Source organism: Pseudomonas sp. (assembly GCF_032058845.1).
Classification (GTDB): domain Bacteria; phylum Pseudomonadota; class Gammaproteobacteria; order Pseudomonadales; family Pseudomonadaceae; genus Aquipseudomonas.
In genome coordinates this window covers 1-15872 of the sequence record NZ_DAMCCR010000097.1, presented here as the reverse complement: position 1 = coordinate 15872, position 15872 = coordinate 1, and the positions used below count along the sequence as shown (strand labels likewise).

Below are 15872 nucleotides of genomic sequence, written 5' to 3'. Positions count from 1 at the left end.
GCCTGATCAATGACATGCAGCTGATCGACAGCGTTGGCCAGCGCACCAACATCCTCTTCAACGGGGTCAAGGCCAACCAGCCGGTTCCCGACAGCCGCTTCCGCTTCGATGTCCCGAAAGGCGCGGACATCATCCAGGAGTAACCCGAGTTCATCATGGACCTGTTTCGCAGCGAACCTGTCGCTCAGCCCCTGGCCGCCCGTATGCGCGCGGCCAGCCTGGACGAGTATGTCGGGCAAGAGCACTTGCTGGCCCGCGGCAAGCCGCTGCGTGAGGCGCTGGAGCAGGGTGCCCTGCATTCGATGATCTTCTGGGGGCCGCCCGGGGTCGGCAAGACCACCTTGGCGCGGCTTCTGGCGCAGTTCTGCGATGCCCACTTCGAGACCGTATCGGCGGTGTTGGCTGGCGTGAAGGAAATCCGCCAGGCGGTGGACGTCGCCCGCCAGCAGGCCGCTCAATACGGGCGACGGACTATTTTGTTCGTCGACGAGGTGCACCGCTTCAACAAGTCTCAGCAGGATGCCTTCCTGCCCTTCGTCGAGGACGGCACGCTGATCTTCATCGGCGCCACCACTGAAAACCCGTCTTTCGAGCTGAATAACGCGCTGCTGTCGCGGGCACGGGTGTATGTGCTCAAGAGCCTCGATGAAGTCGCCTTGCGTAAGCTGGTCGACCGCGCCTTGAGCGAAGAGCGTGGCCTGGGCAAACGCAGGTTGCGCGTCGGTGACGAGGCCTTCCAGATGCTTCTGGCGGCCGCCGATGGTGATGGCCGGCGCATGCTCAACTTCCTCGAGAACGCGTCCGACCTGGCCGAAGATGGCGAGGCCATCGACGTGGAGATGCTGCAGAGCCTGCTGGGCGACAGCCGTCGCCGTTTCGACAAGGGTGGCGAGGCGTTCTACGACCAGATATCGGCGCTGCACAAATCGGTGCGGGGCTCCAGCCCGGATGCCGCGCTGTATTGGTTCGCGCGCATGCTCGACGGCGGCTGCGACCCGCTGTACCTCGCCCGGCGCGTGGTGCGCATGGCCAGCGAGGACATCGGCAACGCTGACCCGCGCGCCTTGGGCCTGTGCCTGGCGGCCTGGGATGTGCAGGAGCGCCTGGGCAGCCCCGAGGGTGAGCTGGCGGTGGCACAGGCCATCACCTACCTCGCCTGTGCGCCCAAGAGCAATGCGGTGTACACCGGCTTCAAGCGTGCCATGCGCGAGGCGGCTGAACACGGCTCGCTCGAGGTGCCGCTGCACCTGCGCAACGCGCCCACCAAGCTGATGAAGCAACTGGGCTATGGCGACGAATACCGGTACGCCCACGACGAGCCGGACGCTTTTGCTGCCGGCGAAGATTATTTTCCAGAGCAGTTGGAGCCTCGCGCTTACTATCAGCCGGTGCCACGGGGCCTGGAGCTGAAAATCGGCGAGAAGCTGCGTCACCTGGCCGATCTTGACCGCAATAGCCCCCGGCAGCGGAGAAAACCGTGATTGCCTTGATCGCAGCCGTTGCCGCCGGCGGTATCGCCGGTACACTGTTGCGCTTTGCAACCGGCAACTGGGTGGTTGCGCACTGGCCCAGGCATTTCTATCTGGGCACCTTGGCCGTCAATCTGGTCGGGTGCCTGCTGATTGGCCTGCTGTACGGGCTATTTCTGCTCAAGCCCTCGGTGCCGGTAGAGTTGCGCGCTGGCCTGATCGTCGGGTTCCTCGGCGGCCTGACAACGTTTTCCTCTTTTTCGCTGGACACCGTGCGCCTGCTGGAAAGCGGGCAGATTGCCCTGGCGCTGGGCTATACCAGCCTCAGTGTGGTGGGCGGGCTGCTCGCCACCTGGGCTGGGCTGGCCCTGACCCGACTTTGAACCAACCTATTACATAACGAGAGAACGCTATGCTCGATGCCAAACTGCTACGCGGCCAACTTCAGGACGTGGCGGACCGCCTGTCCACCCGTGGCTTCAGCCTGGATGTCGCGCGCATCGAATCGCTGGAAGAGCGCCGCAAGTCGGTGCAGACCCGTACCGAACAGCTGCAGGCCGAACGCAACGCCCGCTCGAAGTCGATCGGCCACGCCAAGGCCAAGGGCGAGGACATCGCACCGTTGATGGCTGACGTCGAGCGCATGGCTGGCGAGCTGGCCGATGGCAAGACCGAGCTGGACGCCATCCAGGCCGAGCTTGACGGCATCCTGCTGACGCTTCCCAACCTGCCGGACGCCAGCGTTCCGGTCGGCGCCGATGAAGACGAGAACGTCGAAGTGCGCCGTTGGGGCACGCCTGCCGCATTCGATTTCGAGGTCAAGGATCACGTTGCCCTGGGCGAAGTCAGCGGCGGCCTGGATTTCGAGACAGCGGCCAAGCTCTCCGGCGCACGCTTTGCGGTACTGCGCGGACCGATCGCCCGCCTGCACCGCGCACTGGCGCAGTTCATGATCAACCTGCACACCAGCGAGCACGGCTACGAAGAGGCCTACACCCCGTACATGGTCCAGGCGCCGGCGCTGCAAGGCACCGGCCAGTTGCCCAAGTTCGAGGAAGACCTGTTCAAGATCACCCGTGAAGGTGAGCCGGACTTCTACCTGATCCCGACCGCCGAAGTATCACTGACCAACCTGGTGGCCGGCGAGATCCTCGATGCCAGGCAACTGCCGCTGAAACTGGTGGCACATACACCGTGCTTCCGCAGTGAAGCCGGCGCGTCGGGCCGCGATACCCGCGGGATGATCCGCCAGCACCAGTTCGACAAGGTCGAGATGGTACAGATCGTCGCGCCTGCGACCTCCATGGATGCGCTGGACAGCCTGACCGGCAACGCCGAACGTGTGCTGCAAGCGCTGGAACTGCCGTATCGCGTACTGGCCCTGTGCACCGGAGACATGGGTTTCAGCGCGGTCAAGACATTCGACCTGGAAGTCTGGGTGCCCAGCCAGGGCAAGTACCGCGAGATCAGCTCGTGCTCCAACTGCGGTGATTTCCAGGCCCGTCGCATGGGCGCGCGCTGGCGCAATCCGGAAACCGGCAAGCCTGAACTGGTGCACACCCTCAATGGTTCCGGTCTGGCCGTGGGCCGGACCCTGGTTGCCGTGCTGGAAAACTATCAGCAAGCCGACGGTTCGATTCGTGTGCCTGAGGTGCTCAAGCCCTACATGGGCGGCGTAGAGGTTATCCGCTAAATGGATTACCTGCCGCTGTTTCACAAGCTGCAGGGCGGTCGGGCATTGGTGGTCGGGGGGGGCGAGATTGCCCTGCGCAAGGCGCGTCTGCTCGCCGACGCCGGTGCCGAGCTGCGTGTGGTCGCGCCCCAGGTCGATGCACAACTGCGCGAGATGGTCGTGGCGGGCGGTGGTGAAGTGCGCCTGCGCGGCTATCAGGTCGGCGACCTGGACGGCTGCCGCCTGGTGATCGCTGCCACGGACGATGCGCCCCTCAATGCGCAGGTCTCCAGCGATGCCCAGGCGCTCAGCCTGCCGGTCAACGTGGTCGACGCCCCGGCGCTGTGCACGGTGATCTTCCCTGCCATCGTCGACCGTTCACCGCTGGTGGTGGCCGTCTCCAGTGGTGGCGACGCGCCAGTGCTGGCGCGGCTGATCCGGGCCAAGCTGGAAACCTGGATTCCAGCGGCCTACGGCGAGCTGGCCGGGCTCGCCGCGCGTTTCCGCCATCGGGTCAAAACGCTCTATCCGGACGTCAACCAGCGTCGCGGATTCTGGGAAGACGTGTTCCAGGGCCCGATTGCCGAGCGTCAGCTGGCTGGCCAAGGCGCTGAAGCCGAGCGTCTGTTGCGCGAAAAGGTCGAAGGTGCGCCGGCACAGAAAGGCGGCGAGGTGTACCTGGTCGGTGCAGGCCCCGGTGACCCGGACCTGCTGACCTTCCGTGCGCTGCGCTTGATGCAGCAGGCCGATGTGGTGCTGTATGACCGTCTGGTTGCGCCTGAGATCATCGACATGTGCCGGCGCGATGCCGAGCGTATCTATGTGGGCAAGCGCCGCGCCGAGCACGCCGTGCCGCAGGACCAGATCAACCGCCTGCTGGTCGAATTGGCCAGTCAGGGCAAACGGGTACTGCGCTTGAAAGGCGGCGATCCGTTCATTTTCGGGCGCGGCGGGGAAGAGATCGAAGAACTGGCTGAGCACGGCATTCCCTTCCAGGTAGTGCCGGGCATTACCGCCGCCAGCGGTTGTTCCTCGTACGCCGGCATTCCCTTGACCCACCGTGACCACGCGCAATCGGTGCGCTTCGTCACCGGGCACTTGAAAGACGGCAGCAGCAACCTGCCGTGGAATGACCTGGTGGCGGCCAACCAGACGCTGGTGTTTTACATGGGCCTGGTCGGCCTGCCGACCATCTGCGCCGAGCTGATCGCCCATGGCCGCGCGGCCACGACGCCGGCTGCCCTGGTGCAACAGGGCACCACGCGCAATCAGCGGGTGTTCACCGGCACCCTGGCCGATCTTCCGGACCTGGTGGCGCGCCATGAAGTGCATGCTCCGACCTTGGTGATCGTCGGTGAGGTGGTGCAACTGCGCGAAAAGCTGGCCTGGTTCGAAGGCGCGGAGCGGACCTGAGCCTGTACGCTCCCAGGCATGCTGGAAACGCCCACGTGGCACCTGCTCTGCACGAGGACAGCCGTGCACGGCAGTGTGCAGTGACCGGCTGCCTTGCCGTGCCGCGCATGCAACCGGCAAACCGACGCGCCACGACTGCAACGATCGCTGCAGGGAGGCTCGGCATTGCGCCAGCCACGACTTGCGCGTGATCGCGGGGCGCCTGGCGATCATCAGCGGCGCCACGCTGCAGGTTCGAGAGGGGAAATCGCGCGACATATCTCTACAGGCTCAGCGAGCCCCCATGCCAGGCGCCGAGCGTTTGAAACATCACGAATCATCGCCACTCGCCCGTCCTGGGCTTTTCCAGCGAACCTGTCGACGTTTCCGCCCTCCAACCCTCTGAACACGACCATTCGTACACGAGGTGGAGTATGCGTACTACAACACTGGCAGCGCTGCTGCTCAGCTTCATGGTCAGCGTACCCGCCGTCAGCGTTGCGGACAGCGTGCAGGTGGCTGCCAATGAACGCATTCAGTCACCCACCGCCAACCCCTATCCCAGCCCGATCCAGCGCGCCAACCCCAACAGCCGTCAGGGCAGCGTGCCGGCGACGCCGCCGCTGCGTGGCCCGTCCACTCAGCCGCGCCTTACGCCGCCGACCCTCGACAACCGCGGTGTCGGCAACGGCGACAACCTGCGACGCGAACAACGCACGCCCAACCTGGAACCCACCCGCCCGCCGCGTGATACGCCGCGCGCGCCGTGAATCCCCACTGTTAACCCCACTCGAAGGAACCGAGCATGCTGCCACGCGTGTTGACCACCCTTACCGCCGCCGCCCTGTTTCCACTGCTGGCCCACGCCGCCAGTGAACAGCGCCTGCCCAGTGAAGACGGGGAACTGACCGTCAATACCGTGGCCGAGGGGCTGCGCCAGCCCTGGGCCCTGGCGTTCCTGCCAGGCGGCACGGACATGCTGGTGACCGAGCGGCCCGGCAATCTGCGGATCATCAGCGCCGACGGCAGGGTCGGGCCGGCGATTTCAGGTGTGCCCAAGGTCTGGTACGAAGGGCAGGGCGGCTTGCTCGACGTGGTGCTGTCGCCAAGCTTCCCCACGGACCGCACGGTGTACCTCTCATTCGCCGAAGTCGGTGACGATGGCAAGGCCGGCACCGCAGTTGGCCGTGGCCAGCTGTCGGAGGACCGCACGCGCCTGGAGCACTTCAATGTGATCTTCCGCCAGACGCCCAAGCTGTCAGAAGGCAATCACTTCGGCTCGCGCCTGGTCTTCGACCGGGAGGGCTACCTGTTCATCGCGCTGGGTGAAAACAACCAGCGCGCCACCGCCCAGGATCTGGACAAGCTGCAGGGCAAGCTGGTGCGTCTGCTGCCTGATGGTGAAGTGCCCAAAGACAATCCTTTCGTGGGCCAGAGCAATGTGAAGCCGGAAATCTGGTCATTCGGCCATCGCAACCAGCAAGGCGCAGCACTGAATCCATGGACCGATCAGGTCTGGACCCACGAGCACGGCCCGCGCGGTGGCGACGAGATCAACATTCCGCAAGCCGGCAAGAACTACGGTTGGCCGATCGCTACCCACGGCATCAATTACTCCGGCGAACCGATCCCCGAGGCCCAGGGCAAGCACGTCGAGGGCATGCAGGACCCCCATCATGTGTGGGAAAAGTCGCCGGGTATCAGTGGCATGGCTTTTTACGACAACCCCACGTTCACGGCCTGGGACCACAACCTGTTCATCGGCGCATTGGCGACCAAAGAGCTGATTCGCCTTGAACTCAAAGGTGACAAGGTGGTGCATGAGGAGCGCATGTTGAGCGAGCTGAAAACGCGCATCCGCGATGTGCGGGTCGGGCCGGATGGCTACCTGTACGTGCTCACGGATGCCAAGGACGGCGTGCTGCTCAAGGTGGGTCTGGCGCAGTGAGCCTGGCGCCCGGTCGGCTCGGCGCTGCGGCCGACCGGAGCTGAGTGCAGGCGTGTCTCAGGCGTCGGACAGCGCCAGCAGATCCTTCAGGGCCTGCGCCAGCACCTGTGGCTGAACGGGCTTCTGCATCACCAGGCTGCTGGGCAGATCCAGCCCCTGCAGCTCCGCGTAACCGGTCAGGAAAATCACCGGCAGGTGCGGGAAACGTTCTCGCACCGCGCAGGCCAGCTGCCCTCCGTTGAATTCCGGCATGGCGAAGTCGGTGACCAGCACGTCGATCTGATCATCCAGCAGGGCCAGGGCCTGTTCGCCGCTGTGTGCCTGGCGCACGCGGTAGCCATATTGGCGCAGGACATCGCCCAGCAAGTCGCGCACCAGGTGATCGTCGTCCACCAGCAGCACGTTGCGGTCCAGGCCGCTGTCCTCCAGCATGCTGAGCGGCGGCGCCACGCTGGGCTCGATGGCCGGCAGTTCACGCACAGCAGGCAGGTAGACGCTGACCTGCGTACCTTTGCCCAGCGCCGTGTCGATGCGCACCCCGCCGCCTGATTGCTTGGCGAAGCCGAACACCTGGGCCAGGCCGAGGCCTGAGCCCTTGCCGATGTCCTTGGTGGTGAAGAACGGCTCGAAAACCTTGGCCACCACCTCGTCGCTCATGCCCGAGCCCGTGTCGCGGATGGCCAGCATCACGTACTCGCCGGGTTCGGGATCTTCCGGGCGCCGGGCTGGCTCGCTGAGCAGGGTATTGCGCGTGGTCAGCACCAGTTGCCCGCCGTCGGGCATGGCATCGCGGGCGTTGATGGCCAGGTTGAGAATGATCATCTCGGTCTGGGTCGGGTCGGTCATGGCCTGCCACAGCTCGGGGTCGAGATCGAGACGGACCGAGATATTGCCACCCAGGGAGCGTTGCAGCAGGTCTTCCACGCCGTCGAGGGTGCGGTTGAGGTTCAGCGCCACCGGGTCCAGGCGCTGGCGGCGGGAGAAGGCCAGCAACTGCGCGGTCAGCTTGGCGCCGCGCTCGCCGGCCTCACGGATGTGCTGCAAGCGTGTGCGGGCTTTGGTGAGGTCGGGTTTGTTCAGGTCGCGCTCCAGGAAGCTGGAACCTGTGATGATCACCGTGAGCAGATTGTTGAAGTCGTGGGCTACGCCAGCGGTGAGCTGGCCCACGGCTTCGAGGCGCTGCATCTGTTGCAAGGCCGCCTCGATACGCTCGCGCTCGGCGATCTGCTCGCGCAGGCGGGCGTTGGCCTCGGCCAAGCCCAGCGCCGACTCGCGTTCGCTGGTGATGTCGCGGGCGACCACATACAGCAGATTGTCTTCACGCACCACCACCCACGACAGCCAGCGCTGGTGGCCGCTGACATGCTGCATCCGGCCGACGAAGCGCGCATTGGTACGGCCTTGCGCCAGCATTGCCAGCTCGCTGAGGAATGCCTGCTGTTCGGGTTCGGGGATCAGTTGCACGAGCGACATCTGACTCAGGCGTTCGCGGCTGATGCCCAGCGTCGCTTCCCAGGCCGGATTGAGCGCGACCGGAGTGAGGTCGTTGTTCAGGACTGCCAGCAAATCCTGGGACAGCTCCCAGGCGCGGTCGCGCTCGCGAGTGCGCCGCTCGACGCGCTCGCCGAGCATCTCGTTGATCTGCTTGAGGCCCAGTGTGGCCTGGCGTTGTTGATGGATGTCCTGCATGACCCCGGAAAAGCGCACGCACTCGCCATCGACGAAACGCGCCTGGCCGCTGCTGAGCAGCCAGTGGGGTTCCTGCTGATCGGGACGGGCGATGCGGAATTCGGCGCGGTACAGGCCATCGCTGTCCGGGTGCATGGCCTGGTTGACGGCGGCGCGGACCTGCTCGAGGTCCTCGGGGTAGATGCCGTCGTAGAACATCTGCAGGGTCACGTCGCTGTCCACGGGCAAGCCGAACAGCGCTTTGGCGCGCTCATCCCAGCGCAGGATGCCGTCCACCGGGCGCAGGTCCCAGGTGCCCATGCCCGCGGCGTCGATGGCGATACGTGCGCGTGCCTCGACGTCTGCCAGGGCTTCTTCGGCGGTATGCCGACGCTGACGTTCCTGTACTTCGGTCAGGGCCCGGCGCACCGCCTTGGGCAGCAGCGACAGGTTTTTCTTCAGCACATAGTCCGTTGCGCCCAGGCGGATCATCTCCACCGCATGTTCTTCACCGTAAATGCCGGAGAGGAAGATGAACGGGGTGTCCGGGGCGAGCCGCTGCGCAATGGCCAGCACCTGGGTGCCGGACGAGCTGGGTAACACGCAGTCGCACAGGATCAGATCGAAACTGTCTGTACGCAGAGCGTTTTCAACGCCGGCATGGTCGAACATCAGTGTGGCCTGCATGTGCAGGCCACTGCGTTCCAGGCGCATCAGGGTCAGTTCGGCATCCATCGAACTGTCTTCGACCAGCAGTAGTTTCAGCGACTTTTCCTGCATCCAGCGGGCCTCAAGACGTGCTGCGGCGAGACAGGCGCAGCGAGCCGGGCGGCGGCTCGTTGAGCACGGCCCAGAACACCCCAAGGTCAGAGATGGCCGTGACGAACTCCTTGAATTCCACAGGCTTGACGACGTAGGCGTTGACGCCCAGCGCATAGGCACGCTGCAGGTCCGGTTCCTCGCGCGAGGAGGTCAGCATCACGGTCGGAATGCTGCGCAGTTCGGGCGTCGAGCGCACCGCTTCGAGCACTTCAAGGCCGTCGACCTTCGGCAGTTTCAGGTCCAGCAGCAGGACGGCGGGGTTGCCGTCGTCACGATCGCTATAGGCATTGCGGCGCAGCAGGTAGTCGAGGGCGTCGGCGCCATCGCGCAGCACGATGACTTCATTGGCCAGCTGGCTGCGCTCCAGCGCGACGAGGGTCAACTCCAGGTCCTTAGGGTTGTCTTCGACCAACAGTATGGGTTTGAGCATGATCGGTACGGTTCCCTCAAGCTTGCAGGGGGTGTAGGGGGAGGGCGAAATGGAACGTCGCACCCCGGTCAATTTCGCCGTTGGCCCAGACACGGCCTTCGTGACGCTCGACGATGCGGCGCACACTGGCCAGGCCAATGCCGGTGCCTTCGAAGTCTTCCATGCGGTGCAGGCGCTGGAACACCCCGAACAGTTTGTTGGCATACGCCATGTCGAAGCCGACGCCGTTGTCACGCACGTAGATCTCCACTTCATCGTCGTGCTCGTAGGCGCCGATTTCGATGCGTGCAGGCGTGCGGCTGCGGGTGTACTTGACGGCGTTGGAGATCAGATTCTGCAGCACCATGTTGATGAACGCCGGATCAGCGATCACCTTGGGCAGTGGGGCAATCTCCCAGACGATGTCGCGGCCGACGTAGTCGGGCGCGGACTCGGTGCGGATGGTGTCGACCAGCGCGTTGAGGTCGACGTCGGACATGCGCAGCGCCGAGCGGCCCATCTGCGAGAAATTGAGCAGGTTGTCCACCAGCGTGCCGGCAAAATTGGCGGCTTCTTCGATGTGTTGCAGGAAGCGCTGGCCACGTTCGGAGAGGTTCTGCCCCTCGAACTCGCCAAGCAGCTCGCTGTAACCGGCGATGTGCCGCAGCGGCGCACGCAGGTCGTGGGACACGCTGTAGGAAAACGCTTCGAGCTCTTTGTTGGAGCGCTTGAGCTCACCGGCCAGTTGCGCCAGTTCTTCAGCCTTGCGCAGCACGATGCCGAGCACGGCGATGCGCAGCTCCAGCACGCCTTCGATGATCAACGGGTGCCAAGGCGTGCAGAAACCGCGGATTTCTTCGTGCCAGAGCTCGAAGCTGTGGCGCGGGCTGAGGCTGCCGGTGGCGTCGTTGATCAGCTTTTCCGGGCGCCCGGCCCAGTCGACCGTGCGCACCTGCTCTGCGCGGAACCACAACAGGTAGTGCGAATGGATCTGCGAAATCGCCACGGCCAGCACGCCGCCGACATAGCCGGCCAGCTCGGGAAGCAGGGGGATGTCACGCTGCACGTTATCGGTGTGGAACACGCCTTCTTCGTCGCGCTGGCTCAACCAGTGGACCAGGGCGAGTACATGGGATTCGGGCGGCGTGCTGCCGATCAGGTCACAGCGTTCGGCGCTGATGATGGCAACACCACTGGCACTGGCGAAATCGAGCATGACCTCAGGTAACGCCAGCAAGCCTTCGTTGACGCTGTCGCGGTCGGCCATCGACGACAGCATGCGCACGATGTGCCGGCGCAGGTCGAGCAACTGGCGGGTATTGGTGTGCGATTCGCGGGATTCGATCTGCAACGACAGCACACTGGCCAACAGCTCGCAGGCGGTACGGGTCTGGAAATCCACCGGACGCGGCTCGGCATGGTGGCACGAGATCAATCCCCAGAGCTGGTTGTCGACCACGATCGACAATGACATCGAGGCCAGCGTGCCCATGTTGCGCATGTACTGCAGGTGCACCGGAGAGACACTGCGCAGGGCCGCAAAGCTCATGTCCAGCGGCTTGCCGGTCACTGGATTGAGGGTGGGCAGCAATGGCGACGGCTCGTAGGTGGCGTCCTGGATCAAGCGAATGCGGTTGATCCGGTACAGCTCGCGGGCCTGACGCGGAATATCCGAGGCGGGAAAGCACAGGCCCCGATAACTGGGGTAGCCCGCGTCGACCGCTTCGGCCATGACCAGGCCGTTGCCCTCGGCGTCGAAGCGGTAGGCCTTGACCCGGCCGAATCCGGTCAGGCGCTTGATCTGCCGCACTGACTGTTCCAGCAGCTCTTCAAGGTTCGCGGCCTGGTGCAGGCTGCCGACGAAACTGCGCACCAACGGGTGAAAGTCGGCCCGGGTGGAGGCGCCGCACGGCTCGAGTTCGGCAATCAGGGCGTGATCGTGGCGGTGCATCAGCAGGCGCAGAGGTTGGCTGTAGGACGCCTGGGCGTGCAGGCGGACGTCGGCAACGTGGAACGGAAAGACGTCGTCATCCGGGAGCTGTTGCAGTTGCGCGCTGAGGTCGAAGCCCGCCTCGAGCAACGCGGCGAACGGCTGATCGAGCAACTGCTGGGCGCTGCTGCCCAGCCAGCGCTGGGCGTTCTCGCTGGCCTGCACGACGCGCAAGGTCTGTTCGTCCAGTACCAGCATGAATCCCTGCGGCTGGATGCTGCCCGGAACCTGTATCGGCTCCTGGGCGCAGCGTTCGACCGCTTGGTCGAAGGCACTCTGGGCAGTTGTCAATGAACACTCTCCGTTCGTGGGCACGTGGTCAGGCCGCAGCAGGTCATAAAAAGGAAGGGAATAGTGCGCCCACGTTATCAGAAAAGTCCGATTTGATCGCTGAAATGTGGCCATTTGAGGCCAGGCATCGGGCTAGGTTCTACGTTGATGGGGCTTTTGTACAAGTTTTTTTCGCAATCGCGCGCAGTGAAACGCATGAAGGTGCCTAACGCCTGGGGTGTGAGGGGTGACTGGGGTTGTACAAGGGCACCAATCCGGGTGGCCAGGTACTCGATTGAGGGGGGCTGCGTACGCAGGTGAGCGGATCAGCTCATCGATGGCGAGGGTGTGGCGGTGGTCGGTATCGAGCGGCATCGCTGCGCTCGATACCGCGCGATCGGTTCGCTTCAGCGCAGCTCGCGAGTGAGCCGGCGCAAGGTCTCGAGCACCGCAGCGGCCAGCGCCTTGGCGCGTGCCCCGGACCAGCCCGTCAGGGGGTTGGGGGCGTCGTCATGGTCCTTGAACGGCATTTCCAGGGTCAGCGACAGGCAGTCATGGGCGTGCCCGACGGCATTGGCGGCCAGCGTCAGGTTGGCCCGGCCAGGCGCGCTGCGGGGGTAGCCGTGGACTTGCTGGAAGTCAGCAGTGAGGTCGCACAGGGTGTCGCGAAAGAGGGTTTCGAGTGTGGCCAGGCGCGGCGTGTACCCGGGGTTGCCTTCACAGGCTGCAGTGAACACGTGAGGGATTTCCTCGTCACCGTGCACGTCGATGAACGCATCGACGCCGTACTGCTTCATCTGCGTCTGGGCAAACACCACTTCCGGGCTGCGCTCGATGCTGGGCGCCTGCCAGGCGCGGTTGAGGTCCTGGCCCGCGTAGTTGGTGCGCAGGTGGCCGTGGTAGGCGCCGTCCGGATTCATGTTGCAGATCAGGTAGAGGTCGGCGGCTGCAAGCAACTGCTGGGTCTTGGCGTCATTGTGCGCCAGGCAGTCGATCACCCCCTCCATGAACCACTCGGCCATGTGCTCGCCCGGGTGCTGCTGGGCGATCAGCCATAGCTTGCGTTTGCCCGGTGCGCCATCGCCCACACGCAGCAGCGGAATTTCCCGGCCCTGCACGCTGCGCCCGCTGGCCAGCAGGGTCACGCCGGGACTATGCCGGGCGCGTTCGATCAACTGGTTGTGCCGGGCGCGTGGGTAGGGTTCGAAATAGGCCAGCCAGACCTGCGCCTGCTCGGCGTCGAGGTCGATGTGCAGGGCTGTGCCGTCAAATTGGCTGGGGACGCGGAACCAAGTCTGCTGGTCGTACGAGCCCACCGCGTGATAGCCGCTCCAGGCGTTGGGATAGGACGACTGGCTGGCGTTTTCCAGGCTGAAGCGATGGCGCTGCCCCGGCGTGAGCCCCGAGGCGCTGAAGTGAAACCACTGGAAGTGGTCGCTATGGGTATCCGGGCGAATGTTCAGGCGCACCTGGCGCGGGTCGCCGGCATCGACAACCTGGATGTTGCCGGAATCGAAGTCGCAGTCGATGTGCAGTGGGGGTAGCGTCACGGCCATTGCCAAGCTCCTCTGGCGTTATTGTGCCGGTACTGTACCCCTCAGGCCCCCAGCCCGAAAGCCAGCAGCGTCGCTATGGCCAACCCCGCTGCCAATGAACAGCCGCCGAGCGATAGCGCCGCGCGGCCATGTCGGTAGCTGCTGCGCTCGCCCAGCAGGCGTGCGGGTTCAAGCAGGGTGCGCCAGTGCAGTTCGGTGTCGTGAAACGCTTGCAGGTGCGCGGGCGAGGCATCGAGCCAGCGGCGGAAGTCGATGCGTTCGCAGGCGGTCGCGGCAGGGCTTTGCAGCCTCACGTACCAGTGGCAGGCCTCGCCTCTGAATGGGCTGCCGGGCGGCAGGCTGCTCAGCAGCGCCTGATTCATCAGTTGCTCGACACAACGGACGGTGAGGTCCAGGCGCAGGGCGATCTGACTGAAGTCGAGCTGGTCCAGGCGACTGAGCAGGAACACTTGTCGGGTGCGGCGGGGAAGGCGCTTCAACCGTTGCAACAGCCTGTCGTCAAAGGGCTCGGCAGCGGCCGGCGGGCGTTGTGGCAACGACAAGGTCAGACGATTCATGGGCAGCTCCTTGCTCGGCAGGGGATGGGGGCATCTTCCGTGACGCAACGCGAGCTTAATCTAAACGAGATTGATTCTCAAGTGCTGATTCGGCAAAACCCCGCCGTAGACGTTCCTGAGTCCACTGAGCTTTGCTATCATCCGGCCATTCACGCAGTAACCCTTCTTCATTAGCCTGAAGAGCAGCAAAGAAGCATCCAAAAAAAAGACCCAGCAAAGCTGGGTCAAAAACCGTGATTAGCCTGATGAGGAGATAATCAGAGCGCCCGACCTAAGGGCTTCGGATTATCCAGCAGGTCTCTCGACCCGCTGAGTGCAATAATAATCGTTATCATTTGGCAGTCAAATGATTTTTAACGACCCGGCGAAATAAAAACGCCTGAGCACTTCCTGGTTTCAGCGTTGCAGGTATGGCACCCGTCTTCGGCAACGCGCCCGCGCTGCTTCGATCCTGTCCAGCGTTCAACTGTCCTGAGAGTGGCGTTGCTCGAGCAGCGACCTGGCCATGTTGATCATGTGCATCAGCGCATACATCACTTCCCGCACATTACCTTGCTGATGCGTGGCGCTTTCGCATGCGGTAGCGGCTGCGCTGCGCAGCAGATTCATGACGTGGGCATCGATCATGTCGGGGGTGACGTCGTCGCGAACGGTCCAGGGCGTGCGATCGACAGCGGTACTGGCCGCCGTGGGATTGAGGTAGTAGTCCAGTGCTCGGCGCGCGGCTTCGCTGTCGAGATCCTTATCTGAATATGTCGTAGGTTTCATCCTGTTACCAATTGGTGGTGAGCGGAGGGGGAATGTTTGCTAACTATAGTACGTAGGGTATTAGATGGGTTTGTTATAAATAATACCAATTGTGTATTGAGCGCAGCGGGCCAGCCCGTATCGTGCGGGCGATGGATAAATGGATCGCATTGGTAAAGCAGAAACTGCGTGAGCTAGGCCTGTCGCAAGAACAGCTGGCCGAACGCGTCGGGGTCACTCAGGGTGGCGTTGGCCACTGGCTACGTGGCACGCGTACGCCCAAGATCGACATGATGAACAAGGTGCTGGTGGCTTTGGGCATGCCCCACCTGCAGGTGACGCTGCAGATTGCGCCCGTCACGACCATCGCCGAGCGCTCTGCGCAGTACGGCCCAACAGGCGCTGAGGCCGAGGACGACATTGCCTCGCAATACCTCCTGTGCTTTCAGTACCCGGTGCTGGCCTGGGCCGAGCTCGACGGCCCGCGTCCTGCCACCAGCATCGTCACCGAGCAGACCGACTACTGCGCCCAGGGCCTGGCGTTCTGGTTGCGTATCGAAGGTGACTTGATGAGTGCCACTACCGGCCCCAGCGTGCCGGAAAACATGCTGATTCTGGTCGATCCCGGCGTGCCGGCTGCACCCGGAAAGCTGGTCATTGCTCGTCAGCAGGGTACGGCGGCGATGTTCAGGCAACTGGTCGAAGATGGCGGGCAACGGTATCTGCGACCGCTCAACCCCACCTATCCCAAGCTCTTGTGCGGCCATGACCTGGAGATACTCGGCGTCGTGGTGCGATCCCACGGCGTGCACTGATCGCTCGGCCGCACCGTCTGGCAGCGTTTGCAGACACAAGCGGCGCAGGTATCTCATCCAACCTTTCGTAACGCCGGCTTGGGCGGCCCACCGCATGTAAACGGTGGCCGCCGCGCCTGAACACCGCTACGCGCCGTCGCCGGCCTCCAGCGCCACCAGCAGAGCGCCCTCGCTGACCATGTCCCCTTCCTTGCACAGCAGCGCACTGACCGTTCCCGCGTGGGGCGCGCGAATGCTGTGCTCCATCTTCATCGCCTCCAGTATGACCAACACCGCGCCGGCTTCGACCCGCTCCCCCGGCGCCACCTGCACCCGCACGATGCTGCCGTTCATGGGTGCGCTGAGCCCTCCCGCCTGCGCCGCGTCGCCTGGGGCATGCCAGGCGGGATCAAACGTGCGCAGTGCGTACCAGTCGGATTGCCAGTGCAGATACAGCGTATCGCCCCGGCGTAGCGCCTGAGGCTCGCGCGCCTGCGGGGCCGGATGCGGCGACGCTGCCGCGTCGGCTGCAGGCAGTTCGACCACCCGCTCGACACCGTCGCACTGCAGCGCCACCA

15 protein-coding genes are annotated in these 15872 nt (G+C 64.2%); 8 read left to right on the top strand and 7 right to left on the bottom strand.

The features are described 5' to 3' along the window. The 7 genes from RT028_RS16505 to RT028_RS16475 all read left to right on the top strand — a co-directional run. Window positions 1–143 (top strand): outer-membrane lipoprotein carrier protein LolA (locus tag RT028_RS16505; RefSeq protein ID WP_312936190.1); only part of this gene is annotated, 143 nt, incomplete at its 5' end. Window positions 144–155: 12 nt separating this feature from the next. Continuing rightward, window positions 156–1481 carry a replication-associated recombination protein A gene (locus RT028_RS16500; protein WP_312936189.1) on the top strand — a complete coding sequence of 442 codons (1326 nt, stop codon included), beginning with the start codon at window positions 156–158 and terminating at the stop codon, window positions 1479–1481. Then, window positions 1478–1852 carry a fluoride efflux transporter CrcB gene (crcB, locus tag RT028_RS16495; protein WP_312936188.1) on the top strand — a complete coding sequence of 125 codons (375 nt, stop codon included), beginning with the start codon at window positions 1478–1480 and terminating at the stop codon, window positions 1850–1852. The genes RT028_RS16500 and crcB overlap by 4 nt, the downstream gene beginning before the upstream one ends. Before the next feature lie 29 nt (window positions 1853–1881). Then, window positions 1882–3162: a serine--tRNA ligase gene (gene serS, locus RT028_RS16490; RefSeq protein ID WP_312936187.1), complete on the top strand. Its 1281-nt coding sequence runs from the start codon at window positions 1882–1884 to the stop codon at window positions 3160–3162. Further along, window positions 3163–4554, top strand: coding sequence for a siroheme synthase CysG (cysG, locus tag RT028_RS16485; protein WP_312936186.1), 1392 nt, complete (start codon window positions 3163–3165; stop codon window positions 4552–4554). It abuts the gene before it with no gap. A gap of 413 nt (window positions 4555–4967) precedes the next feature. After that, window positions 4968–5303 (top strand): hypothetical protein, encoded by a 336-nt coding sequence (locus RT028_RS16480; protein ID WP_312936185.1) that lies wholly within the window; start codon window positions 4968–4970, stop codon window positions 5301–5303. Between the two features lie 35 nt (window positions 5304–5338). Further along, window positions 5339–6481 (top strand): PQQ-dependent sugar dehydrogenase, encoded by a 1143-nt coding sequence (locus RT028_RS16475; protein ID WP_312936184.1) that lies wholly within the window; start codon window positions 5339–5341, stop codon window positions 6479–6481. A gap of 57 nt (window positions 6482–6538) precedes the next feature. On the opposite strand, the gene RT028_RS16470 is transcribed toward RT028_RS16475, so the two are convergent. The 6 genes from RT028_RS16470 to RT028_RS16445 all read right to left on the bottom strand — a co-directional run bounded on the left by RT028_RS16470 (window position 6539) and on the right by RT028_RS16445 (window position 14521). Then, window positions 6539–8929 carry a response regulator gene (locus tag RT028_RS16470; protein ID WP_312936183.1) on the bottom strand — a complete coding sequence of 797 codons (2391 nt, stop codon included), beginning with the start codon at window positions 8927–8929 and terminating at the stop codon, window positions 6539–6541. Between the two features lie 10 nt (window positions 8930–8939). Next, window positions 8940–9401 (bottom strand): response regulator, encoded by a 462-nt coding sequence (locus tag RT028_RS16465; RefSeq protein ID WP_312936182.1) that lies wholly within the window; start codon window positions 9399–9401, stop codon window positions 8940–8942. A 16-nt stretch (window positions 9402–9417) separates the two neighbouring features. Then, the gene (locus tag RT028_RS16460) at window positions 9418–11661 is read right to left on the bottom strand and encodes an ATP-binding protein (RefSeq protein ID WP_312936181.1); all 2244 of its coding nucleotides are present in this window, start codon (window positions 11659–11661) and stop codon (window positions 9418–9420) included. 386 nt (window positions 11662–12047) lie between these two features. After that, the gene (locus RT028_RS16455; protein ID WP_312936180.1) at window positions 12048–13196 is read right to left on the bottom strand and encodes a M14-type cytosolic carboxypeptidase; all 1149 of its coding nucleotides are present in this window, start codon (window positions 13194–13196) and stop codon (window positions 12048–12050) included. A 41-nt stretch (window positions 13197–13237) separates the two neighbouring features. Further along, window positions 13238–13753, bottom strand: a complete 516-nt coding sequence (locus RT028_RS16450; protein ID WP_312936179.1) for a DUF4880 domain-containing protein — start codon at window positions 13751–13753, stop codon at window positions 13238–13240. A gap of 462 nt (window positions 13754–14215) precedes the next feature. Continuing rightward, window positions 14216–14521 (bottom strand): DUF6124 family protein, encoded by a 306-nt coding sequence (locus tag RT028_RS16445; protein ID WP_312936178.1) that lies wholly within the window; start codon window positions 14519–14521, stop codon window positions 14216–14218. A 131-nt stretch (window positions 14522–14652) separates the two neighbouring features. Between RT028_RS16445 and RT028_RS16440 the strand changes: the two genes are divergently transcribed. Then, window positions 14653–15315, top strand: coding sequence for a LexA family transcriptional regulator (locus tag RT028_RS16440; RefSeq protein ID WP_312936177.1), 663 nt, complete (start codon window positions 14653–14655; stop codon window positions 15313–15315). Window positions 15316–15441: 126 nt separating this feature from the next. On the opposite strand, the gene RT028_RS16435 is transcribed toward RT028_RS16440, so the two are convergent. After that, the coding region (locus RT028_RS16435) for an acetyl-CoA carboxylase biotin carboxyl carrier protein subunit (RefSeq protein ID WP_312936176.1) at window positions 15442–15872 on the bottom strand (431 nt) is incomplete at its 5' end.